26 protein-coding genes are annotated in these 26,305 nt (G+C 40.8%); 1 reads left to right on the plus strand and 25 read right to left on the minus strand.

Going from position 1 to position 26,305, the window contains the following annotated elements; translation table 11 throughout:
• Positions 1-13 precede the first annotated feature (13 nt).
• The 25 genes from OD757_RS13270 to OD757_RS13390 form a co-directional block, all read right to left on the minus strand.
• Entirely contained in the window at positions 14-2,329 is a 2,316-nt protein-coding gene (locus OD757_RS13270) for an MMPL family transporter (protein WP_263032168.1), read from the minus strand.
• Positions 2,304-2,933 carry a LolA family protein gene (locus OD757_RS13275; protein WP_263032169.1) on the minus strand — a complete coding sequence of 210 codons (630 nt, stop codon included), beginning with the start codon at positions 2,931-2,933 and terminating at the stop codon, positions 2,304-2,306. Before OD757_RS13275 ends, OD757_RS13270 begins: the two co-directional genes overlap by 26 nt.
• On the minus strand, positions 2,933-3,361 hold the full coding sequence (locus tag OD757_RS13280) for an acyl-CoA thioesterase (protein ID WP_000542808.1): 429 nt from the start codon (positions 3,359-3,361) through the stop codon (positions 2,933-2,935). The genes OD757_RS13275 and OD757_RS13280 overlap by 1 nt, the downstream gene beginning before the upstream one ends.
• A 9-nt stretch (positions 3,362-3,370) precedes the next feature.
• A complete protein-coding gene (gene hutH / locus OD757_RS13285) occupies positions 3,371-4,906 on the minus strand; it encodes a histidine ammonia-lyase (protein WP_263032170.1) in 1,536 nt (511 codons plus the stop codon).
• 1 nt (position 4,907) lies between these two features.
• Complete coding sequence (locus OD757_RS13290; RefSeq protein ID WP_263032171.1) at positions 4,908-5,834, minus strand: acyltransferase; 927 nt, start codon at positions 5,832-5,834, stop codon at positions 4,908-4,910.
• A gap of 2 nt (positions 5,835-5,836) precedes the next feature.
• Positions 5,837-6,577 carry a glycosyltransferase family 2 protein gene (locus tag OD757_RS13295; RefSeq protein WP_263032172.1) on the minus strand — a complete coding sequence of 247 codons (741 nt, stop codon included), beginning with the start codon at positions 6,575-6,577 and terminating at the stop codon, positions 5,837-5,839.
• A gap of 2 nt (positions 6,578-6,579) precedes the next feature.
• Positions 6,580-8,238, minus strand: coding sequence for an AMP-binding protein (locus OD757_RS13300; RefSeq protein WP_263032173.1), 1,659 nt, complete (start codon positions 8,236-8,238; stop codon positions 6,580-6,582).
• A gap of 9 nt (positions 8,239-8,247) precedes the next feature.
• Positions 8,248-8,802: a septation protein IspZ gene (locus OD757_RS13305; RefSeq protein ID WP_263032174.1), complete on the minus strand. Its 555-nt coding sequence runs from the start codon at positions 8,800-8,802 to the stop codon at positions 8,248-8,250.
• Positions 8,799-9,053, minus strand: a complete 255-nt coding sequence (locus tag OD757_RS13310; protein WP_080649511.1) for an acyl carrier protein — start codon at positions 9,051-9,053, stop codon at positions 8,799-8,801. The genes OD757_RS13305 and OD757_RS13310 overlap by 4 nt, the downstream gene beginning before the upstream one ends.
• 5 nt (positions 9,054-9,058) lie before the next feature.
• Entirely contained in the window at positions 9,059-9,319 is a 261-nt protein-coding gene (locus OD757_RS13315; RefSeq protein ID WP_009390745.1) for a phosphopantetheine-binding protein, read from the minus strand.
• 1 nt (position 9,320) lies between these two features.
• The gene (locus tag OD757_RS13320; RefSeq protein ID WP_081400101.1) at positions 9,321-10,124 is read right to left on the minus strand and encodes a lysophospholipid acyltransferase family protein; all 804 of its coding nucleotides are present in this window, start codon (positions 10,122-10,124) and stop codon (positions 9,321-9,323) included.
• Positions 10,109-10,723, minus strand: a complete 615-nt coding sequence (locus tag OD757_RS13325; protein WP_263032175.1) for a beta-ketoacyl synthase chain length factor — start codon at positions 10,721-10,723, stop codon at positions 10,109-10,111. The genes OD757_RS13320 and OD757_RS13325 overlap by 16 nt, the downstream gene beginning before the upstream one ends.
• Positions 10,724-10,919: 196 nt before the next feature.
• Positions 10,920-12,329 (minus strand): ribosome biogenesis GTPase Der, encoded by a 1,410-nt coding sequence (gene der, locus OD757_RS13330; protein ID WP_009390858.1) that lies wholly within the window; start codon positions 12,327-12,329, stop codon positions 10,920-10,922.
• Positions 12,330-12,516: 187 nt separating this feature from the next.
• Positions 12,517-13,662, minus strand: coding sequence for an outer membrane protein assembly factor BamB (gene bamB / locus OD757_RS13335; protein WP_204389103.1), 1,146 nt, complete (start codon positions 13,660-13,662; stop codon positions 12,517-12,519).
• Entirely contained in the window at positions 13,662-14,360 is a 699-nt protein-coding gene (locus OD757_RS13340) for a YfgM family protein (RefSeq protein WP_263032176.1), read from the minus strand. The genes bamB and OD757_RS13340 overlap by 1 nt, the downstream gene beginning before the upstream one ends.
• Before the next feature lie 27 nt (positions 14,361-14,387).
• On the minus strand, positions 14,388-15,680 hold the full coding sequence (gene hisS / locus OD757_RS13345) for a histidine--tRNA ligase (RefSeq protein WP_009390769.1): 1,293 nt from the start codon (positions 15,678-15,680) through the stop codon (positions 14,388-14,390).
• Positions 15,677-16,792: a flavodoxin-dependent (E)-4-hydroxy-3-methylbut-2-enyl-diphosphate synthase gene (gene ispG / locus OD757_RS13350; protein ID WP_004698760.1), complete on the minus strand. Its 1,116-nt coding sequence runs from the start codon at positions 16,790-16,792 to the stop codon at positions 15,677-15,679. Before ispG ends, hisS begins: the two co-directional genes overlap by 4 nt.
• Before the next feature lie 21 nt (positions 16,793-16,813).
• Complete coding sequence (locus OD757_RS13355) at positions 16,814-17,605, minus strand: helix-turn-helix domain-containing protein (protein WP_263032177.1); 792 nt, start codon at positions 17,603-17,605, stop codon at positions 16,814-16,816.
• Positions 17,596-18,396 carry a type IV pilus biogenesis/stability protein PilW gene (pilW, locus tag OD757_RS13360; protein WP_263032178.1) on the minus strand — a complete coding sequence of 267 codons (801 nt, stop codon included), beginning with the start codon at positions 18,394-18,396 and terminating at the stop codon, positions 17,596-17,598. Before pilW ends, OD757_RS13355 begins: the two co-directional genes overlap by 10 nt.
• Positions 18,397-18,411: 15 nt before the next feature.
• Entirely contained in the window at positions 18,412-19,647 is a 1,236-nt protein-coding gene (rlmN, locus tag OD757_RS13365) for a 23S rRNA (adenine(2503)-C(2))-methyltransferase RlmN (RefSeq protein WP_009390728.1), read from the minus strand.
• Between the two features lie 123 nt (positions 19,648-19,770).
• A complete protein-coding gene (gene ndk / locus OD757_RS13370) occupies positions 19,771-20,202 on the minus strand; it encodes a nucleoside-diphosphate kinase (RefSeq protein WP_003654870.1) in 432 nt (143 codons plus the stop codon).
• Between the two features lie 113 nt (positions 20,203-20,315).
• Positions 20,316-20,516, minus strand: coding sequence for a Fe-S cluster assembly protein IscX (gene iscX / locus OD757_RS13375; protein WP_009390748.1), 201 nt, complete (start codon positions 20,514-20,516; stop codon positions 20,316-20,318).
• 99 nt (positions 20,517-20,615) lie between these two features.
• On the minus strand, positions 20,616-21,167 hold the full coding sequence (locus OD757_RS13380; protein WP_317619799.1) for a phosphatase PAP2 family protein: 552 nt from the start codon (positions 21,165-21,167) through the stop codon (positions 20,616-20,618).
• Between the two features lie 24 nt (positions 21,168-21,191).
• A complete protein-coding gene (locus tag OD757_RS13385) occupies positions 21,192-22,481 on the minus strand; it encodes a glycosyltransferase family 4 protein (protein ID WP_263032293.1) in 1,290 nt (429 codons plus the stop codon).
• Between the two features lie 137 nt (positions 22,482-22,618).
• Positions 22,619-24,802: a carboxy terminal-processing peptidase gene (locus OD757_RS13390; RefSeq protein WP_263032180.1), complete on the minus strand. Its 2,184-nt coding sequence runs from the start codon at positions 24,800-24,802 to the stop codon at positions 22,619-22,621.
• Positions 24,803-24,994: 192 nt separating this feature from the next.
• Here OD757_RS13390 and nagZ point away from each other — a divergent pair, with 192 nt between their 5' ends.
• Positions 24,995-26,014: a beta-N-acetylhexosaminidase gene (gene nagZ, locus OD757_RS13395; RefSeq protein ID WP_263032181.1), complete on the plus strand. Its 1,020-nt coding sequence runs from the start codon at positions 24,995-24,997 to the stop codon at positions 26,012-26,014.
• Positions 26,015-26,305: the final 291 nt, after the last annotated feature.

Below are 26,305 nucleotides of genomic sequence, written 5' to 3' on the forward strand. Positions count from 1 at the left end.
TAATTTATTCAAATTATGAATGGTCTTGTAAATTCACGATATGTTTTTCATCTGCGGGGGTTAACAACGTCGCATAGATAAATGAGAAAATAACTCCAAATAAAACCGTTAAACCAAAACAATGAATTGCATAAGTATGGCTAAATGAAAGTAATCCAAAGCCAAGTAAGGTCGACATCATACATAAAAATAATGCCATTCCAACCACTTGCGGGTGATCATGTCCATGTCGGTAGAAAATTGCATAGTCGACGCCGATCCCAATAATCAGGAAAGTCGCCATAATACTAAACAGATTAATCTCCACGCCTAACCATGCTTGAACAGCAAAAGTGCTCAGTAATGCCAAACTGACTGGCAAAACCAAAGGCACAATTGAACTTAGACCATAAATAAGCGCTAAACCAACCGCCAGACCAATTAAGGCATAAATGAGAAGATGTTGAGCCTGTACTCGATGTTCAGCAAACATTTGCGACATTTCGGTAATCGGTTGCTGGAAATGTATGTGATCATTCTGAAGTTGCTTTAACGCTTCAGGTTGTTTCACCCCTGTCACCATCACTAATCGTTCATTGGTTTGAGGCTGTAAAAAAGCTAAGGGATGATCTTTAAATACAGCAAAATCTAATAGTGGTTGTATTGCCAGTTGTTGTTGCCACTGTAAAACATCAGTGACATTTAGACCCATACTTTGGGCATATTGCTGCAAAGTCGCTTTTGGAATATTTCTTAAGAGTTGTACATTCTGTTGTTGGGCCGCCAATGGTGGAATCCATTGTCCCAGAGCTTGAAATGCACTGATTTTTCCTTGTGACTGTAACTGTTGCAAATGTCCAATCAGTTGCTGCTCTTGTTGCTGCATTTCATTTGCAGATGCTGCACGCACCACAAAATAATCACTACTTTGTTGCTGGCCAAATTGCCCACGCACTGCTTGGTCCTGCTGCTTTAAACTCGCGTCCATACCTTGTAAGTTACGGATATCATCATTACTTTTAAGATAGAAAAGACTCGCCGTACCTACTGCTAAAATGACTGCAATCAAGCCATAACGTATATTGGTACGCTGTTGAAACCATAACCGTGCTTGTCCAATCCAAGACAATGCTCGTATGGCTGGCTGGGCATTTAGCGCAGGTAGTCTTGGCAATAAAAGCACACTACTAATCCAAGCTGCGGTTAATCCTACAATTGAAAATACTGCAATCTGCTTGAACCCCGGAAATGGGGTAAAACTCAAAAAGATGTAAGCAACCAAAGTGGTCATTAAGCCCATAAACAAACTTGGCAATAGAGGTTTTAAAATTTGAAAACCACCAAGCTGTCTGTGCTGCGATTGCATCGCCATAAAATAAAATGAAAAATCGACACAAACGCCAATGAGACTTGCACCAAAAACCAATGTCATCAGGTGAATTTCACCAAACACCCAATGTGTGACTGCAAACGCCACAAAGCTTCCAGTCGAAACTGCAATAAACTCGGTCGCTAAAGGCCGTAGTGAGCGAAAGCCAAACCAAACCAGAAAAATTAAGCCCAGTGTCGAGCCAACACCAATGGTTGAGATTTCCTGTTTAGCCGATTGCGTCCCAAAATTTGAAAATAAGATCGTTCCAGTCCAATGAGATTTTAATCCCATTGCAGCTAACTTTTGCTTAGTTTGCTCAATCCAAGTAGAGGTCTGTTCTTGGTAATCAATATTGTATGGGCTTTGCGTCAACTGTAATACGAAAAGCCGAGAGATACCTTGCTCATGATGAATCGTGGCAAAGCCCTGCTCCATTTCAATATCTTGTTGTGACGGGGTTGCCAACTGCATAGCATAACGAGGAAACAACAATAGCGGGTCTTGCTTAAGAGACTCAGCAGTGACAGGCATGCCTGGACTCATCATCTGCATCAGACTTTGTTCAGTCAGCGCAGCATAATCCTTTTTTTGCAATAAGGCTTGATCTTGAGCACTCAACAAACCTGCTCGATGTTGATACAACTGTTTTGCAAATTGATCAAAATCAAGTTGTGGCTTCAGCGGTTGCCACAACTGGCTTTGCTTGGCCTGTGCTGTTAAGAAATGAGTCGCTTGTTGTATCGCAGCTTCATCTTTGGCATCTACCACCACAAATACTTTATTGTTGAGTTGCTCATTCATGTACTGCTGAGTACGTGCAAGTTCTGGGTCCTGCTGAACTTTAGGCAATAACGCAAAAATATTAGTTTGAATATGAATATCTTTATTCAGCCACGTCACGCCAAGCCCCACCGCGATCAGTAGCAGAGCAATTAACCAAAGCGCAGTGAATTTATTTTGCCAGTTGGAAAATCGCATGCTCAGCAGCCGTTAGAGTCGTCGGTTGAGAAGTCTGGTGACTAAAGCGAATGGTCGTTAAATTATTCGCTTTCTCGGTAATCACGATTTGGTTGACGTACTGTTGTCCTTGAGCATCAACACGCACAAATAACTTTTTAAACAAGCTACTTTTCGGAGTTAAGCTCATGCTCCAACCCGCTGGACTATAAGTGGCACTTACCACATTAAAATTCTTTGCCAAAGCCTGTTCATTACCAGACATGAGCTGTAAAAATAAAGTCGCGACTGAACTATATGGCGATTGATCAACTTGTATTTGGCTAAATGTACGCTGAGTTTTCTGTACCAATTTGGTTGGGGTAACAATCAAATCTGCTTGTACAGGACGTTTGATTTGCCATGCCACACCATAAGATTTTGAGAACAACAAAGAGCCGTTCGATACAAAAGTTTTATTCAACGATGGCAATTTTTTTTGCTGTTCAAAATCAGCACGAACCGTAGGAGACTGTGACAGTTGCTGAAAAATTTGAGTGATCTGTGTTGGCGCTGCATAGACCGCACTTAAACTGCTCATCCAAACAGCAGCACCTAAACCTAAAGTTTTGATGAATTGAGACATCACGCATTCCTCTTCGGTTGAAACTCAGACCATGCATTCAAGCGATCAAATAAAACCTGTGGCGATTGAAAACACATTTCACGAGCTTCAATATTTACCGCGACCTGTGTGGTATAACCCTTGGTTAAACGTTTTCCTGACTCAGCATCAAAAATCAAATAATCAATTTTCAAACGGTTTTCCCATTCTTTTAAAATGGCCCGAACCCGAATCTTTTGTTCAAACTCAATCCCATATGCATAGCGAACATGGCTTTCAATCACAGGCCATGCGTAGCCTGATTCTTTCATCTGCATATAGTTATAATGAAATTGATCGAGCAATTTGCAGCGTGCAATCTCAAAATATTTTAAATAATGACCATGCCAAACCACATTCATGGTATCGACATCATGAAATGGAATTTCAATGATTACATCTGCATGCATTGGCTCACCTTATCCCATAAATTCTGGTTGATTAAACAATTCAAGTTGGTCTAAACGATCAACAATCTGTTGTAATTCGGTTTGTAATGGTCGGTCTTCTTCGACAAATGCAAAGCTTTGTAAGGTCCATTGCATAAATGCCTGCAATGTTGGACTTAACTGTGTGGTGAGGCCTTTCAAATGAATCGCCTGCACACTTGCACAGCAAAGAGCTGCAATGACTTGCTGTGTCAAGGTAATCACACGGCTCACATCACGCGCAGCAATGGTTCCCATACTGACTTTGTCTTGGTTATGACATTCGGTTGAGCGTGAAAAAATTGAAGCAGCTAAAGTATTTTTCAAGGCTTCAGCCGTCCACGCAGACACTCCGATTTGTACCGCTTTAAAACCATGATTCAATGGTAAACGTTCGGCTGTTGCACCTGTTAAATTGCGTGGTAAACCATGATTCATTTTATGATCGACTAGCTGTGCAATCTGTCTGTCCATCAGGTCGGCAATATTGGCAATCATAATTTTTAAGCTATCCATTGCTTGTGCAATGTGTCCGCCGTAAAAATGTCCACCATGCAACACACGCATCCCTACTGGATCAATCAATGGATTGTCATTACTCGAGTTTAACTCATTTTCAATAAACTGACGTAACCATACTTTTGAGTCTTCAAACACACCAATAATGTGTGGTGCACAACGAAGCGAATAACGGTCTTGCAAGCGTGGACTTTGATGTGCTGTTTGTACTTCACTGTTCAGCCAGTCACGTAATTGCTTGGCAATTTGCTGCTGCCCTGGATGAGGTTTTTGTGCAAACAGGACTTCATCAAAATGACTGGGATTACCTTCCAAGGCCAATACATTTAGAGCGGTAATTAGAGTACTTGCAAGTGCAATCTGCTCTGCTTTTTTATAGTTTAAACAAGCAATCGCCGTCATTACCGCAGTGCCATTCATGAGCGCCAAACCTTCTTTAGGTCTGAGCGTTAAAGGCAGCATATTCTTTTCAGTATAGACTTGAGCAACTGGAACAATTTGTCCATCAACATAGACATCACGCTCACCGACTAAAGTGCCCGCAATGTAAGACAACGGTGTTAAGTCACCACTTGCCCCGACTGAACCTTCAGATGGAATGACTGGAATTACATTTTCATTCAGCAACCAAACCAAGCGTTCAAGTAGTGCTATCGAAACGCCTGAATAACCACGAGCTAACGAGCATAAACGCGTCACCACGACTGCACGTGCAGTGATGACATCTAAATTTTCACCTAGACCACAACCATGAAAACGTGAAAGATGCAGCGGCAATTCATTGACCTGATGTAATGGCACTTCAACCAAACATGAATCACCATAACCCGTGGTCACACCATAGATAACGCCTTCTTCTTCAAGTAACTGATCAAGAAAATCAGCGCCTTTTTGAATCAGTTCACGCCACGAAGATGATTCAGGTAAAGCAACCTGACATTCGCCTCTTGCTACAGAAACGACATCTTCAATACTCAGTGGCTGTTCACCTACGGTTAACACACGCATGTTATTTCGTCCAAAAATTATAAAAATTAAACCATTGATAAGGGGCACGCATGCAATGCTGTTCTAATATAGCAACATAAGTTTTAGTTAAAGATTGCATACCTTCAACACGATTAGCGCGGGGTAAATTCACCTGCTCGGCAATTGAATGAATATGCACCTGAAACTGCTGCTGCATGCGGTAGCAAAATACGGCAATGACAGGCACTTTAAGTAAATTTGCCAGAATCCATGCACCTTGCGGGAAAGCTGCTGACTCCCCTAAAAAATCAATGTGCTGTACACGCTCTGACTGCACAGGTACTCGATCTGCCGCCACGATGACCCACTCACCTTGCTGCATTTTATCTTGCAGCAACATCGCGGTTTCAATGCCCAGCTCATCAACAGATAAAAGACAGACATCAGCCTTATCGTTGAGTTTCTTTAAAAACTCATTAAATTTTGTCGCATGCTTTTGATAAACCAGCACGTTAATTTTCTGTGGATGCTCAGACTTAATTGCCCGAAGCAATTCAATATTGCCAAAATGCGAGACAATAATCAGAGCACCTTTTTGATAATGCTGCGAGAAGTTTTCATGTCCAAAAACTTCTAGATTTTGCTCGGAGATATGACCTAGCCAACCTTCAATTTTGTCTAAGATACATTCGCCAAATTGCATAAAATGCGCATAGCTATTTGCCCAAGTAGGCTGATGGCTAAAAGGAGACTGTGTGCCAGCAAAATGATGCAATTTTTGTAAATAAAGTAAAGAAGCCTGTCTTGCTGTGGCAGCGAATAACCAGTACCACATAATGACAAAGTACATCACCAACTTGCATAAGCAACGTCCACCAAAACGGTAAAACCACAACACGAGCATGAGGGGCAACATGCCTCCTCGCTCTTTAATATCATTCCATTTTGGAGAAGCTGATTGTGTCATGGTTAACCTTGCAGCTTTTGCTTTAACAGCTTCGGTAAGCGGATCAGCATGCCCATAAACAAAGTTGCGTGTGCTTTACTTAATCCTAAGTTATCTCGCCAAACATGAAAATGAGAGATACCCTGCTCTGGATAAACCACAGGTGTCGGGACATTAATAAAAGGGATATTTTCCCATTTTAAACGCACTAAAATTTCACTATCAAAGCCCATACGTGGCTGGAATTTAGCGCTATTCAATACCTTTATCGTGCTTTCAAGCGGATATACTCGAAACCCACACATACTGTCTTTAATTTCAAAAGACAAACTGTTTAACCAGACCCAAAAATGGGTGATGTAACGACCATATAAGCGCTTTTTGGGGATAGATTCATCGAAGTATGGCTGACCAATCACCATTGCATCTGGATGTTGTCGAGACTGCTCAATAAATTTTGGAATGTCATCCCAGCAATGTTGACCATCTGAATCGAGTTGTAGTGCATGGCTTAAACCAAGCTGATGAGCCGCACGTAACCCCGTCATTACGGCTTGGCCTTTGCCTTTATTCACTTCATGTTCAATTAAATGAATTTGCGAATATTGTTCTGCCAATGCTCTTAAAATTTGGCTACAAGCATTCTCACTTCCATCATTTACCAGCACAATCGGTAGATGGAAACTGTCCAGATAAGCAATCAAATCTGCTAAATAATGTGGATGATTATAAACTGGGATAACAAAGCCATAGTTGGTCTGCATTTTTAACCCTCTACTTCCGTTTGCAAAGCGAATAATAAACGCCCAGAAGCCAAAATCTGTTCTGAATCGCGTAGCTCAAAACTCACTTTATGCTCTTTTCGAGAAAGCTTAAGTTGTACAATTGCATAAGGACGGATCAGGTTTTGAAATTTTAGTTGTTCATAACCCTGACACCAATTTAAGTCCGACCAAATTGATTTAGCAAAATGTTGTAAAAAACCTATTTGCCCGACCCCAGGATAAATAGGTTGTGTTGGGAAATGTCCTTTAAAACAAGCTAACTCAGGTGAAAACTCAAGGCTAAAAATAGAGTCATCTGAACTTTGAGACTGAGACAGCACCACCGGTTGTAACATGGGCTTAAATAGAGTCTGCAAATAACTTTTATTGAGTTTAGACTGCGAGTTTTGCGGTAGCTGACTGAGGAACCGCCATTGGCGTGGAATCGCAATCGTTTCCAAGTGATCTTTCAACTGTTGTTTTAAATGGCTAACAAAAGCCGACTTACCTAGTTGCTGTAACTGTTCCCGAGCCTGTTCTTTTAAAACAACAATACATCCCAATATTTGACGATGCTCATGTTCGAGTACCAATACATGACATTGTTGGATCACATCTAAAGCTTGAATGCTTTGCTCGATCGCATCTAGACTCAAACGCTTTTCTTCAAGTTTTACAATTCGATCTGTACGTCCCATCAGCTTAAAGGTCTGACACGTTTCATCTGACCATGCTGCACCATCACCTGTGATGATCCAGTCATCCTCATAGGCATGATTACTCTTGACCATAAGCTGTTGGTCTTCAATCCGAATAGCTACATTACTAAATGCAATCCAAGCATCTTCATCTTTAGCACGATGGGCAATACCACCAGTTTCTGAACTTCCCAAAACTTCAATAATCGGACGATTTAAGAAAGGGCGAACACCACTTTCTAGCTTGCCACCAGAACTAAAGACCATTTGGCAGTGTTGTAAAATAACATCGGTCGTCCAACGTTTTAATAATGCAGGACTTGAGATCAAATAATTGCTTAATCCCAGTGTTTCTAATTGTTTTTGAGCTTGTACCACATCTTCAGGGAATGCCATTTGAGGCACATAAAAACTTCGGCCTGTAGCAAGTGGGAGCAATAATTTAAATAGTAATCCATAAATATGCTGATGACTGACCGTTGCAATCGCAATTGCATGTTCATCGAAAGTAAAACTCTGACTCAACCCTTGAACTTCGTTAAGTAACTGTCTGAGAGTTCTTGGAATTTTTTTAGGTTCACCCGTTGAACCTGAAGTATAAAAATAGAGTTGAGCCTGCTCTAAAAAAGCATCGTCTAATGTAAAAGATAAAGGAACAACTTTTTCAGTATTTTGGCGCTTTAAAAAATAAATCTGTTGTGCTGCAAATTGCTGCTCTAGTTCACGCACTCGATTTGGTGGTAAAAGAATCTGTTTTTTCGCAAGCAACGCGGCAAAGAATAAAACCAGAAATTCATAGCTATCTGCCTCCCATAATGCCCAAGTTAGATTTTCCATTTGAGCAATTGCTGCAGCTTGTAAAGCAACGTCCTGCCAAAATTGAGTAAAACTGGTCGAATGCAAAGCACTATCTATACAAAGTGGCTGAGCTGAATCAATGAATTTCTGAAAATGACAATGCATAGTTTTTAATTAATGATTTGAAGAATGTAAACGCTGATGTCGCTTACGTAAAATAAATTCACCAAGGAACAAAATGCCCATCAGCACATAAGAAATAAAGCCATTATAAATGACCCAAACCTGCATTGAAGTGAAAAGCACAGTGATCAAGGCAATCAATGCATTACACAAAAAGAAAATACACCAGACCTTAGTGACCTGTCTGGTCCACTGCACGCCAGATGCAGGTAAATCGGGTTCAACGATTCGGGCAAAGCGTTCAATCATAGACGGCGGTTTGATGAGTGTCAGCGAAAAAATAATTAATGCGCCTAAACTCATACCAACTGGATATAACTTCAACCAAGTATGATTATGTGACAGCAAGCTCAGACTGCCACAAACAATGGCAAAACCAGTTAAAGGCCATAATAGCGAGTTGCCTTTACCCAAAAGTCTAACTACACCCAACCCGATGAGTAAAAGACTTACCCAAACAAATTGTCCGTGTGTCAAACTCCAGCCTACAATAAAGGGATACAGCACAAAAAGTACTGCAATTATCCCCTTAAGAAGAAACTTCATTCAGCAGTCATGTTCTGGATTACCGTTACAACATCAAGTACGGTTCTCACATTTTTAAAGTCTTCAGGTTTGACTTGCTTGCCCGTTAACTCTTTAATTTTTACAACTAAATCAACAGCATCAATACTGTCGACATCAAGGTCTGAATAAAGGTTCGAATCGAGTTGAACAGACTCTGGTTCAATTTCAAACAAATCTTCCATCCATTCGCGGAGTTTAGTTAATACTTGTTCTTGAGATAACATCATCACGCTCCTTATGACTTCTGTTGAGCTTCAACTAAAGCAACTAAACTCTGGATTGATTTAAAATGCTGTTTGGTTTCATCCGACTCTGCATTTAAGTGAATGTTGTAACGCTTTTTCAAAGCCAGTCCCAACTCAAGTGCATCAATCGAGTCTAATCCTAGACCTTCTCCAAATAATGGAGCTTCTGTTTCAATATCCGCAATAGTGATATCTTCTAGTGCTAAAACATCAATAATCATTTGCTTTAGTTCATCAGCAAGATTGCTCATTTCAAGATAACTCTTCATCAAAAATTTTATAAAAACTACGACTTAACTGACGAACTTGTTTAGGTCCTACTGTTAAATCATCTAACAGATCTGATACCTGCACAGCATCGAGTACTTTCACTTCAATATGAAAGGGTTGAGATGGCACGTGGTACCATTTTTCATTCTTGGTTAATGTCGATGGCGTACAGGTAATAATTACTGGGCGAATTGGTACATTTGCGCGAATGGCAATGTTGGCTGCACCGCGCTGAAATTCATTTAGGGTCATTCCCTTTTCAGTACGCGTTCCTTCCGGAAAAATTAAAAGAGAAGCCGCATTATTTTCTTTCAGACGCGTCACACAGTCTTCAACAAACTGCTGAGAACCTGCATTTAAAATATAACCTGCGCTTTGTACGGGTCCTTTGGTAAATGGGTTCGACCAAAGAGACTGCTTCACGACACAATTAGCCTGCTGCATCATACCAATTAGTACTACAACATCAATTAAAGTCGGATGATTGGCAATGACTAACTCTTGGCGACTATTCTGTAGCTTTTCCAAACCTTCTACCGAGTAAGTCATGATGCCAAGTTTAACCATCATTTCGGTAAAACCTTTAAAGCTATACTTAATCACATTCTGTGCACGCTGCTGACGCTTGTCAGAATCAGAGGTTGTGGCATTCAGCACAGGTGCAATAACGGTGGCAATTGCCATACCACCCAGACCGAAACTGGCAAAACTAAAGCCAGTTGCCGCTACACGCCAGCAATAATTGCCTTTTCGTTTCAGATTTTTAAGATTTAGCATTTGTTCCACCCAAATGCAGATATTAACTGGTCAGCATCCTGCCAAAAATGAGCAAAAGCAGGAGCATCTGCTTCATCTGTATGCGTCCACGCAGTAATTTGTAAATTAGGTTGCTCTAAAGTAACGACCGCAGCTAAAGCATAGGCAGGAAAATCAACTGCCTCAGCATAAATATTGGGTAAAGGTTCATCATAGGCAACCACTAACACCCGCTGAATATCTTTCATTGACTTTAAAAGAGCATAGGCCTCAATCAAACCTTCAGTCCATGAACAGCTTAAGCTTGTAGAGGGAGTATCATCCTGACATAAAATAGAATAAAGCCCGGAAATTGCATTATGAACAGACGTTGAAAATTGTGTAGGTGAGGGAGTTTGCTCACTTAAAACATCTTGCAAGATATTCAAAGTTTTAGACTCATCACCATATCGTGACACCCAAACAATATAGTCGGCTTTACTACTATTTAATGCACCAAGCGCGCTGTTCAACGCAAGTTTAGCTAATGGCGATAATCGTCTACGTTGCATCGCTGGAATACAATCAAGAGCTGTATATGAGGGCTGAGCATGTGTAAATGTAAGCTGAGCAAGATGTAATGTTACCATGCTAAAAGTGAACCCTAAGCAGCGTTATTCTGTGGAAATATAAATTATTTTATAAAGATGCTGATTATAGCATTCGTTATGAAATTTACAAAAAATTACGTTTATCATTCACACTTTTTCATAAATCTTGGCACAGGCTCATTTATTTGCAATAAAAAACCCAAAGAAGACTTTGGGTTTTTGAATTTTAAAAAACTTAACGTTTAAACTTTTTCTCAGCTTTTTTGAATTTCTGAACATAACGACGTTTACGTGCTGCAACGCGCTCATCCACTTGTGACTTACGTCCTTCAAATGGGTTTTCCGACGTTTTAAAATCGACACGTACTGGTGTTCCTTCGAGTTTGTAAACTTTACGGAACACATTCTCAAGGTAACGACGATAATCTGCTGGGGTTTTGTCGACTTTATTACCGTGAATTACGATCGTTGGTGGATTTTGTCCACCCATATGCGCATAACGCATTTTAATACGCTTGCCACCAATCATCGGTGGTTGATGCGCTTCAGTCGCATCATTTAAGATTTGGGTTAATTTCGCAGGTGAAACTTTTAAATGCGATGAATCATAAGCACGGTGGATGGTTGGGTACATATCGCCTACGCCAGTGCCATGCAATGCCGAGATTAAATGAACTTTCGCCCAAGGGATAAAGTCAAATCGGCGATCAACATCCAACTTACACTGTTTACGATCGTATTCAGTCATGTTGTCCCATTTGTTAATGGCGATCACCATGGCACGACCAGCTTCAAGTGCGTAACCAATCAAATGTAAATCTTGTTCAACTACGCCTTCACGGGCATCCAACACCACCACAATCACATGCGCATCTTTAATCGCTTGTAGTGTTTTCACGATTGAGAACTTCTCAATCATTTCATCAACTTTACCTTTACGACGCACACCCGCTGTATCAATGAGAGTATATTGACGACCATCACGTTCAAATGGGATATAAATCGAATCACGAGTTGTACCAGGTTGGTCAAATGCAACTACACGGTCTTCACCCAGCAAACGATTGACCAAAGTCGATTTACCCACATTCGGACGACCAATAATCGCTAAACGTAAGCCTGTTGCCTTGTCATGCTCTTCTGGATTTTCATCTTCAGGTACATCTACCAAGACGTCCTCAAGCATTTGCTGTACACCGCGACCATGGCTGGCAGCAACTTGTAAGGGCTCACCCATACCAAGTTTGTAGAACTCAACCAATGCAGCTTCTGCATGGACACCATCAACTTTATTGGCAACCAAGTAAACTTTTTTACCCAAAGTACGCAGTTCACGTGCAATTTGCTCATCGGAAGCCAATAAGCCAGCACGCGCATCTACCACAAAAATGATGATATCTGCTTCATTGATCGCTGTTTTTGACTGCTCGGCCATGTAGTTATCAATACCGCCTTCATTTTCACCAATACCGCCAGTATCAACAACAATGAAAGACTTATTCTGATAAGTCGCATCACCATATTTACGGTCACGAGTCAGGCCCGCGAAGTCGGCTACAAGTGCATCACGACTCTTGGTAATCTGGTTAAATAACGTTGATTTTCCGACATTCGGACGACCAATGAGCGCAATAACGGGTTTCATACAATAACCTTAATTCAAGACCAGCCATATCTCATGGCATGAGCATTAAAAACAGTACAGGAGATATATTTTAAGGTCAGAGATGACCATAATAAAAGACGGGGCTTTGAACTGATTTAATTCAAACACCCCGATATTTTTAACAGCATAATTTGTTAAGCGCTTATTTTAGCACAAGCGAACGAAATTAACGATTCTGCCAAATACTTAAATCGCCTTTTCTAGTCGAAACATAAAGTTGATTCTCGATAACACGTAATGTGTTAACTTCACCACTTGTTTTTGAACGACCAATTAATTTACCTGTTGACGGCTCAACAAGATGCAATACACCATCTAAATCACCAACAACAAGATCTTGTCCTAGCACAACTGGATTACTTAAATGACGGTTTAACAAACTATCATTTTCCCAGATTTTTTCACCAGTTGCTAAATCGTAAGCTGTTAACTTACCATCTGTTGAAGAGACAAATACTTTGTTGTCATAAACTTCTGGACGTTTAGTACTGCTCGAATCTTCACTCCAAACTACACGTTGAGAAGCAAGATCGGTTACAGTCACTTGTCCTTGGAAACTGGTTGTTACCATATATTGTCCAGCTACCGTAGGATCGCCTTCGATATCAATCAAACGTTGAATATCAGAACGACCTTCGCTGACTGCAACACGCCGTTGGAAACGTGGAATACCACTAATGGTATCAATTGCATATACATACGCATTCGCAGATGCAATTAATACAGTACGAGGATCAAGGCTCACTGGTGATGCCTGACCACGCAAACTAAATTGAACATTTGGTAACTTATAAGCCCAAACTTGTTGGCCTGAAGCAGCATCATGCGCAAATACAGTACCATCATTCGCAATGGTAATCACACGTCCAGATTGAACCAATGACGGACTTAGCAATGCGCCAGATAACTGTGCAGTCCACTTCTGTTCGCCTGTTGCCTGATCTAGTGCAAAGAGTTGCCCTTTACTATTACCAACAACAACAATTCCTTCAGCAGCTTCAACACCAGAGCTCAAGCCTAATTTGCTGACTTTCTTTTCCCAAATGCGTTGTTTACCACGATATGCAGCCACTTCGCCTTTTGGATCAAGAGTGAAAACCACACCGTCGCTTGCATCAAGTTGCAAACGTAATGGATCAGCCTTATCAGTAGAAGAAACACTACGCGAAAAAACTGGCGTTAAGGTCTTTTTCGACTCGGTCAATTTCGGTAACGGGTTAGGTTTAACTTCTTTTACTTTATTACTCGAACATCCCACCAGTACAGCCGATGCGATTGCAATTGCCAAAGGCAGTTTGAATTTCTGATTCATTAAGACTCTTCCACCTGTGTTTCCAAAATTGGGCGCTCAATCTGTGGATCTTCAACTAAAACGCCAACACTTTCGAGTTTAATTTGTAAAATTTGTCGCTCTTGTTTACGTTCTAGTAACGAATTCCACGCTGCCTGATACGCTTTTTTAGCAGAATCAACATCTTTTTTCGCAACAAAGATATCACCACGTAACTCTTCTACCGTTGCTTTAAATGCAGGATCGACGTTACCAGACAGAGTTTTTAGTGCTTCATCATATTTGTTTTGCGCCAATTGTGCATCTGCTAAACGCAATTTTACAACCTGAATCAAACCTTCATCTTTAACTTTTGAATTTTCAACTTTCTTTAAAGCTTTTTCGGCAGCAGCATAATCCTGTTTTTCATAGGCTAATTTTGCTAATACAAACTGAGTCTGTATGGCCTGAACAGAATCGATATCATCTTTTACAATTTTATCAGCCGATGCAGTTACTGAACTTAAGGCATTAGGATTATCGGCACTCGCATTTGCCTCATCCATTAACTGCTGTACTTTTGCAGTTTCTACTTGGCTAGTTGCCAAATTCCTTTTTTGCCAGTATGTCCATCCAAAAAAGGCAATCAACGCAATGAGAATTCCGCTAATCATGGCAGAACCATATTTTTTGGCGAACGACTTTAAGCTGTCGAATTGTTCTTCATCACTTAAGCTCATGTGATTGTCCTTTTCCAGATGTTTAGTTTATTTTGTAAATTTTTGGATTAAAAATGGTACGAGGTCAGCAATTGCGACTTGTGTCTGTTCAGCTGTTGCTAGCTCTTTTAGTGCAAGCTGCTGTGCATCCCACTCTCGTTCCCCTAAAATCAAAGCAAAGATTGCTCCAGCCTGATCAGCTTTTTTCATCTGGCTTTTCATGCTGCCTTGTGAACCTGTTTTGATTCGAATACTGCTATTTGCAGTTTCAAGCTGGTCACGTAATTGTTCCGCTAAAATCAAAGCGTTCGTTTGATAAGCAGGTTCTGCAACCAAAAAGACTTCACAATCACGAATCACTTCGGCTTGTTCAACTTGCTCAAGCAGAAGCAATAAACGCTCCATACCCATTGCAAACCCAACTGCTGGTACAGATTGATCTGGCTTACCTTTTAACTGGCCAACTAAACCGTCGTAGCGTCCACCAGCACATACTGTACCTTGTGAACCGAGTGCCGTAGTCGTCCATTCAAAAACAGTCTTGTTGTAATAATCTAGGCCACGCACCAGCTTTTGATTAATTACAAATTGGATGCCAGCAGCAGTCAAATAATCTTGTAACTGCTTAAAGTGATCCAAACTCTCTTCTTTTAAGAAGTCATGCAATTTCGGTGCATTTTCTAAAATTTTCTGAGTAGATTCAATTTTAGAGTCCAAAATGCGCAGTGGATTTGTTGTTAAGCGACGCTGAGAATCTTCATCCAACGCATCTTTATGCTCGTTTAAAAAAGCAACCAATGCATTACGATATTCTGTACGCTCATCAGTCTCACCTAAAGTATTCAACTCAAGTTGAACCTTATCCGCAACACCCATACGTTTCCATAAGCGTGCGGTCAACATAATCAACTCAGCATCAATGTCAGGAGTCGCAACGCCGAAAGTTTCCACGCCAAATTGGTGGAATTGACGATAACGCCCTTTTTGTGGCTTTTCATAACGGAACATAGGTCCCATATACCACACGCGTGGCGTAGCACCGCGCAACAAGTTATGTTCAACCAAAGCACGAACACAACCTGCTGTACCTTCCGGACGTAAGGTTAATGACTCAGGTGGATTGCCTTTGTCGAAAAAGGTATACATTTCCTTTTCAACAATATCAGTAGCATCACCAATAGCACGTTTGAATAAACCCGTTTGTTCAACGATCGGCAAACGAATTTGTTGATATCCATAAGCATCCATTAAAGATGCTAAATGTTGCTCGAGACGTCTCCACGCTACTGTTTGCGTTGGCAAAACGTCATTAAAACCTTTGATTGCGACAATTGAACTCATGATGAACTACGAATAATTTCTTTAGATTTAGCTTCTTCAAGCTCTTGGACACGTTGACGAACCATTGTTTCGATCTCATCAACCAATTGATCGGTATCGATTAAATGGCTTTTTTCACCATTACGATAAACCAATGAGCGAGGCGCTGCCCCAACGACCCCGATATCGGCTTCTTTTGCTTCACCTGGGCCATTTACCTTACAACCAATCACTGACACATCCATTGGAGTACGAATATCTTCTAAACGCTCTTCCAAAGCTTGCATCACCTGAATAACGTTAAATTCTTGACGCGAACAACTCGGACAGGCAATAAAGTTAATTCCGTTAGAACGAAGCCCTAGTGATTTTAAGATATCAAAACCAATCTTGATCTCATCTTCTGGTTCGGCAGCAAGCGAAATACGCATTGTATCGCCAATCCCTTCCATCAATAATCCACCAAGGGCAATTGCTGATTTCACAGTACCCGTACGGTAAATACCCGCTTCGGTAACACCAAGGTGTAATGGATTATCAATTTGCTGAGAAAGCAAGCGGTAAGCATCCATGGTTAAAAACACATTTGAGGCTTTTACGCTAACTTTGAACTCATGGAAATCAAGGCGGTCTAAAATATCAATGTGACGTAAAGCTGATTCAAGAAGTGCTTGCCCAGTAGGCTCGCCATATTTTTTCTGTAAATCTTTTTCTAGAGAACCCGCATTCACACCAATACGCATTGAAATACCGTGATGACGTGCCGCAGCAACAACCTCACGAACTTTCTGGTCTGACCCGATATTCCCCGGATTAATGCGCAAACAGTCTGCACCATAATCTGCAACTGCTAAGGCAATTCTATGGTCAAAATGAATATCGGCAACTAATGGTACTGAAACGCGCTTACGAATTGCGCCAAATGCCTCAGCAGCCTCCATAGATGGGACCGAAACACGCATAATATCAGCACCTGCATCAACGCAACGCTCAATCTGAGCAACGGTTGCATCAACATCGCAAGTTTCAGTGTTTGTCATACTTTGCACGCTAATAGGTGCATCGCCACCGACATACACCGAACCAACACGGATTTTACGTGTTGGTCGACGTTTAATTGGGTTCTCTATCATTGTATCGCTCAACTCATGGTATTAGCGGGATAAACGGAATTCAGCTTTACCGTTTACCGTATATGGAGACAATGAAATCTGTTCTTGGTTTAAACTTAATGACACAGCAGTTGCATCATCAAGACGAATCTGAAATGGAGACTCACCATTTAAGGTTAAAGTTGATGACTGACGGCCTGTCGCCAAAACTTTACCTGTTGCATCAACAATATGAACAGAAGTTGGTCGGTTAAAGTTTAGCACCAATTGATCGCCCACTGTTGAGGTCGCATTTCCTTTCATAGGTAAAACTTCAACATTAGATTGATTTACTTTAGGTAAATCAGCATCTTCTTTCTTTGAAGTCCATTTTTGAATACCCATAACAATCAATGACACAACAGCAATAACGACAATTGCAAGAAGTGCACGCTTCAACCATTTCTTATTACGGTCACTATTAGAACCAGGGAGTTTACCCATGATTTTAATCGGTGAGTTATTTAAGGCATGGTTCGGTAAAAGGCCAGTATCATTTGCATAAATCTCATCAAAGCGCTGAATAATTGCCGTCGCATCTGTGTTTAGATATTTTGCATATGAACGGTAATAACCCTTGATAAAAGTCGCTTCTGGCAATGACTTATAATCATCTTGCTCTAAAGCGGTTAGAGTCTTAACCGGCATGTTTAGATCTGAAGAAACTTGCCCTAACTCTTTATTCTGAGCAACTCGAATTTGACGTAAATACTCACCAGGACGTTGAATATTTCCTAAAGCAGAAGTCGGTAAGCTTGAGCCAGTTGGCTGCTGTGAATTAGGATTTATTTCCATACGGCCTCAGTACTATACTGTAATTGCAAATAACGTTGATATTCTGGACTTTCTGGGAACAAGGCACGTAATTGATTTACTAACGCTTGCATTCCCATTTTATCCGCATTGGCTCGAGCCACTCTTACACCAATCCAAAGTGCTCTTGCACCCTGATTTTTCTGCCCCACTGTACGAACATATTGATCATACATTTGTGTAGCAGCCGGAATCTGCTGCTGCAAATAAAAAATTTCCGCTAACTCTAACATTGAAATATAAGAGTCGCGGTTAGCAAGGAGTGCTTGTTTGAATGTTTTTTCAGCATTCGCAACATCACCCAATTTTAAATAAATACGCCCTAGATTTTCTAACGCCTGATAGCGTTGGTCATAACCTAATGTTGTGCCAGCAATACGAAATTGCTCGATCGCATCATTATAGCGTTCCATTTGATACAAGTACGTACCATAGTTATTATGTGCTTGAGCATTATCTGGTTCAGATGAAATTGCTCGTTTAAAGTAATGTTCTGCTTTTTCTAAGTTCGGCTTACTACCTTCTTGCTGTAGTAAAATACCCATCATCATGTTTGCCGTTGCATCGCGGCTATCTACACTTAAAGCTTGATCAAGAGCTCGCTTTGCTGAATCCAAGTCACCCGAACGGATATGTTCAGCAGCAAGTTGTGTACGCACTTTTACCGCTTTTTCTGGGTCTTTCTTTTGCACATGCGTTGTCTGGCAACCACTTACCAGAAATGCAACTGCAACCCCCATACATAATACCGTTTTTAACTTTGGAGTACTCAAAGCCTGCCCTCAATTTTATCCCTGTGTACGCAAAATCTCTTGACGCTGTGTGACTTTCTTCTGCCACTGTTCAGCACGACGAGTTCTATCGGCCACTTGACCGACTAACTGTCCACATGCAGCATCAATATCATCACCACGTGTTTGACGAATCGTACACACAAATCCAGCATCAGACAAAGTTTTTTGGAACGAGATAATTCGATTTCGGCTTGAGCGACCATATGGTGCGTGCGGGAACGGGTTAAATGGAATTAAATTAATTTTACTTGGTAGGTTTTTTAATAATTTAATCATTTGCTGTGCATGTTCAGGCTGATCATTTACACCCTCTAACATCACATATTCAATAGTGACATGTTTACGCGTACTTTCATTACCATCTTTGGCAATATAACGCTGACATGCTGCAATCAACTGAGCCAATGGATATTTTTTATTAATTGGCACTAATTCATTACGTAATTCATCGTTTGGTGCATGTAAAGAAATTGCTAAAGCAACATCAATGTCTTTTGCAAGCTGATCAATTTTAGGTACAACACCTGATGTTGATAAAGTCACACGACGCTTAGACATGCCATAAGCAAAGTCATCAAGCATGATTTGCATTGAGCTTAATACAGCATCATAGTTGAGCAATGGTTCACCCATACCCATCATCACAACATTGGTCACTGAACGCTCGCGCTCAGCAACGGGCACTTCTTCCATATAAGAATAGTTTGCCATCCAGAGTTGTCCAATAATTTCATCTGGCGTTAAATCGCGTTGGAAACCTTGTTTACCCGTTGAACAAAAAGAACAGTCCAATGCACAACCCACTTGTGACGAAATACACAAAGTTTTGCGCAAGCCTGTTTTATCTTCGGCAGGAATTAATACAGTTTCAACTAAAGAACCTGCACCATCGCCCACACGAAAAACCCACTTACGTGTACCATCTTTTGAATAGTGACGGTGAACGACTTCAGGAGCCTTAATTTCACAAATCTGTTCAAGCTTCGCACGCAACTTCCCTGAAATATTGGTCATTTCAGCAAAATCAGTAATGAAGTATTGATGTATCCATTTCATGACCTGTCCAGCACGAAACTTCTTCTCGCCAATATCTTCAAAGAATTTTTCTAATTCAGTACGAGACATGCCGAGTAAATTCACTTTATTTTCGGCAGCAGGCATGACCAGCGTGGACGAAGATTGCTGCTGTCCATCAAGATTTTCAGATGAAACGACCTCTGCAGAACTCATGTGTATTTACCTAAACCATGTCAAAAAACTGAAGATATTGTTCAAGAATCAAACAATATTCTCTTGAGAGAATAAAAAAACCAGATAAGTAGTATACCACTTATCTGGTTTGAATGCTTTCGATTAACGAGTGCGTGGGCAGATCTCGTTGTCAGCAAAGAAGTAAGCAATTTCACGCTCTGCAGAAGCAACTGAGTCAGAACCGTGAGCAGCATTTTCGTCGATGCTTACAGCGAAGTCAGCACGGATCGTACCAGGAGCAGCTTCTTTAGGGTTTGTAGCACCTAAGATTTCACGGTGTGCAAGAACTGCATTTTCGCCTTCAAGAACAGATACTACAACTGGACCAGAAGTCATGAATGCAACTAAGTCACCAAAGAAACCACGTTCTTTATGCTCAGCATAGAAACCTTCAGCATCAGCTTGAGAAAGGTGTTTCATTTTAGTCGCAACAATTTTTAAACCCGCTTTTTCAAAACGAGCAAAAATATCACCGATGTGGTTTTTAGACACTGCATCAGGTTTTACGATAGACAAAGTACGTTCAATAGCCATGAGTGGCTCCTTTATTTTAAGATTTAAACTTTAAAAAATTTGCCGCATTATACCGATGTCATAGGCAATAATCAGCTTTGAATGTGTAAAAGTTGCGATTTTTTCTACTGTTTTTAGCGAACTTCGTCTATCCAGGCCATTTGAATCCCTTCTAGCAATCCTTCTGTCGATTTATTTGGGTCATCATTGAAATCTGGTAATGCGCACACCCATGCATGTAAATCGGTAAAACGAATCCATTGCGGATCAACATCTGGATGTGCTTCTGACAATTCAATCGCAATATCAATCGTATCTGTCCAACGTAAGCCCATAGCGGCTCCTATCTGTTTAATCTGCTAAATCACGAACTGTGTACTTTAGCAAATCCACAAACCTAATCGATAGCTTAAGCTGATAAAAATTACCGATACTTATAAAGCGATGTTCAATAGCGGAGCTGCAAAAATAATCATACTTGCAACCGCCGCACCAATGAGCGCACCGACAATCACATCACTTGGGTAATGAAGACCAAGCACCATACGAGACAATGCTACAAGCACCATAAATGGGAACATGGCTGCAAGCAGAGCTGGCTGGATATAACCCAACACAATTGTCACCATGACTGCATGAAGTGTATGACCAGATGGAAAGCTAAAGTGATCAAGTGGTCTCTCACCGAGCACAATCACCTGATGCACTTGATAAGGACGAGGTCGCGTTGTTTTATGTTTTAAGAATTTATAGATTGCTGTGCCAACAGAACCACCTAATAACAAGTAAATGATTTGCAAGCTGTAGTTGATACCTTGCATGCCCCACACGATTGCCAGCATTAGATACCAAAATGGACCATCACCGACACGGCTGATGATTTTGAAAAAAAGGGCAACACGTTGGGAGTGAGAGAAATTATTAAGATATAAACAACCTCTCAAATCTAAATCGAGTATTTTTATTTTTGCATTCTTAAGTTTCATGGTCATTCTCCTATTTTAGGATACTTAGGTGAAGTCCACCGAGGGCTCCTTCACTACCTGATAAAATGCCTGCTCCAATTGCTGAACCGGAAGTTGCCAACCGCTTTGCTGTACTTTATGACAGGCTTGTACGCCCATTTCTCTAAGTTGTTGTAATGAAGGAAGCTGATAAATTTGTTGTATAAAGTGGCTTTTTTGTCCAAGTGGGCTTAACCAGCCATTCACACCATGGGTTAAATATTGATGTGCACATGCATAATCATACGCGATAACTGGTAAACCGCTTGCCATCGCCTCTAAAACTACGTTACCAAACGTTTCAACTTGACTCGCAAATACGAATACATCTGCACTCGCGTAGGCTGCCGCTAAATCTTGACCTCTTAGACTTCCGGTAAAGATAACATCCTTCGCTTCAGGCAATGATTTTAAGCGAGCAAAATCTGGGCCATCTCCCACAATCACTAACTTAGTTTTATGTGGCTGGACAGTTTGTAAGCTGGCATAGCTTTCAATGAGTACTTGCACTTCTTTTTCTGGCGATAAACGCCCGACATAAAGCATAACGCGAGTATTCTCATCGGCACCCCATTGTTTTCGCAAATTTTCAGAGCGATGCTTTGGTGAAAATCTTGTGGTATCTACACCGCGCCCCACCACAACCAGTGGACAAGTAATACCGAAACCTCGTAATGCTTCTTGTGTATCTTTACTCGGTACACAAGTCACTTGCGTATTATTGTGGAACCAGCATAGGTATTTTTGAATCGGTTTAACTAAAAAAGCCAAATCAAAAAATCGACTAAAATCTTGAAAGGGTGAATGAAAGCCACTAGAAACCGGAATAGCTTTTGCCTTAGCAGCTTGCATAGCAGTTAAACCTAACGGCCCTTCTGTCACAATGTGAACCACATCTGGTACAAACTTTTCAAAAGCTTTCGATACTTTTAAATATTGTGGCCAGCCAAACTGTAAAGTCGGATATTTCGGAATAGCTTGCGACATCACCAGACATTCTTGCTCTGGTGTAAAGTCATGGCACTTGGCTTTTTGTTCTGGGCGAATTAGTAGAATTTTATGCCCCTGTTTTTGTAAACCTTGGCATAGTTGTAATAATGAAAGAGCCACACCATTAATTTCAGGTGGCCATGTCTCGGTAACAATCGCAATTTTTAAACGCGGGCGAACCAAATCATGCAGTGAATGCGTATTAGATAGCTGCTGCTTTTGTTTAAAAAAGAATTGGAAGCTTTCAGGAAGTTGCTGTTGTTTTAATAGTGCTGTCGCGTATGAGCTTTGCATAGCGCCATCCATCAATGTATTTATTTTCATGCTTAAAGATTAAGCAGTTTTTTTGACATTTTGATGATAAATGCATGACAGTTTACTGACATGAAAATAAAAAAAGCACACTGATGACAGTATGCTTTTCTCTTAAAACTTAATAACGCTTAACGATTTTGCAATTTTGCATAGTCCATAAGTACATTTGCAGCTTCAGTCACAAAAGTTTCTTCTTCTGGTAATGCAGGACGCTGTGATGCTTTCATTTTAGCGCGAGATTCAGCTAGAGCATCTAATGACGCTTGATAGCTTTCCCAGTTTGCAAAAGGTTTTTGACCACTTGCTGCACGGCGTTCATTTTCTGCATCTAACGTTTGTTTCTCTAAAGCAAGTAATTCTGCACGGCGTTTATCAATATCAAGTACGACTTGCTTTTGATCACTCGTAACTTTAGCAATCGCAGTACGTTTATTTAAATATTTAAACTGAGCATCATTAGCAACACGTTGTTCAGAGAATTGAGACAACTTTGCCACATAAGGTTGCACAGAGCCTTCGCGTTTAAATGGTGCTGTAGGAATTGTGTCCCACTTCAATGCATTCTTCGATTTACGCTCACCAAACTCTTCGTTATAGATATCGACGAGTTTAATGTCTGGCACTACACCTTTATTTTGTGTACTACCACCTGTAATACGGTAGAACTTACGCTGAGTTAAAGTCGCTTGACCGTATGCCAGAGTATCAAGTTGCACCTGAGCTGTACCCTTACCAGTCGTTGTGCTACCAATAATAATACCGCGCTCATAGTCTTGGATTGCAGCAGAGTAAATCTCACTTGCAGATGCAGATGCCAAGTTCACCATTACAGCGAGTGGACCTGTGTAAACTTGCTGACCACCATCATTGTCTTCAAAAACACTTACGTTGCCATTACCATCACGAATTTGAACCACTGGACCTGACTTAATCACTTGACCCAGCATACGTGCAACTTCTTCTAATGAACCACCTGGGTCATTACGCAAGTCGATAATAATACCTTCTACTTTCTTCGCTTTTAACGCTTCAAAGGCATTGGCAGTATCTTCAGAAACTGAACGGTATTGTTGACCCGCACGACGTGAACGATAGTCAAAATAGAATGATGGAATTTCAATCACACCCAACACATGCTTTTTACCATCACGTGTCACTTCAACTGTACGTGAACGAACACCAGCATCTTCTTCTTGAATCACATCACGCACTAAGGTCACATTACGTGCTTGACTCATTGATGCACCAGCGCCAAGAAGTTTTAACGTAACTTTAGTTCCGCGCTTACCACGAATGAGTCCAACAATTTCAGAACTTGTCCAACCAACCACATCAATCATTTTCTCGCCTTCTTGGGCGACACCAACGATTCGATCTCCTGATTTCACTTGGCCAGACTTACTTGCAGGACCACCTTCTACAATGGTTTCAATTTTGGTGTAATCTTCATTGCCACGCTCTGGACGAATCGAAACACCAATACCTTCTAGTTGCAAGGTGGTTTGACGATTCAGTTCTATCGCATCAATTGGCGGGTAATAGTTACTGTGTGGATCATAAGTCGCCAACATGGCATTTAATGTTTTGTCCAACACATCATCGCTTTTCACACGACTAATTCTTTCAAGCTGACGCGTATAACGTTTAGTTAAGGTCTGAGCTGGTGTTAAATCTTCTGGACCAGTTAAGTCTTGACCATCAGCAAGTGAAGGATTTTCTTTAAGCGCCTTTTGTTTCGCCTGCTCTTCTTCACGGCTAATCGTTAAGTTGATTAACTGCGAAACCAACATTTTGCGCCAGTGATTTTGTTGCTCAGCAGACGTTTTAAAATACGGCGCTTTTTCACGATCAACTTCAATATAGCTATTTGGCTGTTTTAAATTTTGCTGTTGTTTTAACTCAGTCAACATGAACTCATAAAATTGTTTTAAGCGTTCACGATATTGCTGATGAATTGCAAATGGACCAGTTAAGTTCCCCGCTTTTAATGAAGCACCAAAATTTGAACCATATAGTTTTTTATAATTTTGAACTTCAGCGTCTAAAAATAGTGAGTGATCCGGATCAAGGCTATCTAAATACATATCGAGAATACGGTTTGATGTCGTCGCATCTAAACGCATATTCAAATAATGTTGGCGATCAACTAAAGTTGCCAGTTGGCGAGCCACCAAAGCCTGTTCTTGCGTTGGCTGGATCGATTGAGAAACCACAGCAGTATTGGTTGCTGCTCTCGCTTCATTCATCGTATGAGAGAAGAATAAACCGCCAGTCGCGATCGCTACTGCACAAGCTATAGTTTGAAGTTTCATAAATTTTTAATACTTCCTTGGGTATTCCTATCTTACACGCTCTGTTTTCGATATGAACTAAGCAGATTCAAAATCTTAACCAACTAAATTGTTTATACCGTGTAGTTTTATCATATTCTGTACTGACAAAATGTAGCAAAACATTGCAAAATTCGCTTATTGTTTTTCAATCAAAATTCAAATGGAACCAATATGATTGGCGCATTGATGCTGGACATCGCCGGCACAGAACTTACTCAAGAAGATATTGAACTATTACGCGCTCCGCAAGTCGGTGGCATGATTTTATTTGCACGAAATATTGAATCTCCACAACAAGTCCGCGCATTAACGGACCATATGCGTCAAATTCGTCCAGATATTTTAATTGCAGTCGACCAAGAAGGTGGTCGAGTTCAGCGCCTAAGATCAGGTTTTACTTTATTACCAGCCATGGGTCGTTTCGGTGAACTCTATATTACCCAACCTCAAAAAGCACTTGAGCTGGCTGAACAGTGCGGTTGGTTAATGGCAACAGAAGTCCTTGCAGTCGGTATTGATTTTAGTTTTGCACCCGTTTTAGACCTTAATGCAATTAGTGACGTGATTGGTGACCGTGGTTTCTCTAAAAATATTGAGGACATCGCCCCGCTTGCAGGCGCATTTATGCAAGGCATGAAAAAAGCTGGCATGGCAAACACGGGCAAACATTTCCCGGGCCACGGTTCTGTGAAAGCCGACTCTCATGTTGCAGCTGCAATCGACAGCCGTAGCTATGACGAAATTTATAACCATGACATGCAAAGCTTTATTAAGCTCATGCCACAGCTTGATGCGCTCATGCCTGCACATGTAATTTATGATCAGATCGATCCAAATCCAGCAGGCTTCTCACCTTTCTGGATTCAAGAAGTTCTACGCAACCGTTTGAAGTTTGATGGTGTACTTTTCTCTGACGACTTAAGTATGCAAGCTGCTTGCGTAGCAGGCGGTGCAGATGCTCGTATTCAAGCAGCTCTATCAGCTGGTTGCGACATGGGGCTTGTATGTAATGACCGTAGTGCAGCATGTACAGCACTTGAAGGTATTACAGATTTAGAACTACCAAACCAAGAGCGTTTAGAGCGCATGCGTGGCCAAATTCCACAAATTCAGATTGGTGAAACTTTATCGCTTGGAAATGAGTGGCAAGCTGTCAAAACAGCCATTGAAGAGTTTAAAAGTTCGATTTAAGTTAGTAAAAATTTTAATTGACTACAAAAACCTATTCACTATCTGATACGCGGTTAAGTCATACGCAACCTGCTCATCTGCTGAAGGATATTGATTGCTTCAATATATTTGATAGATGCAGAAAGTGAACAGGTTTTGCGTATGACAATGGTTTTGGTTACTTTTCCCGAAAGAAAAGTAACTCTAACTGAAAGTTCATCCCAGAATGTGGACCTAATTGACAGGACTCCGTCATGTATAGGTTCATTCAACATCAATACAGTAAAAATTCTTCATTTTTATAATTAATGA

The sequence above is a fragment of the Acinetobacter sp. AYS6 genome (assembly GCF_025630795.1).
Classification (GTDB): domain Bacteria; phylum Pseudomonadota; class Gammaproteobacteria; order Pseudomonadales; family Moraxellaceae; genus Acinetobacter.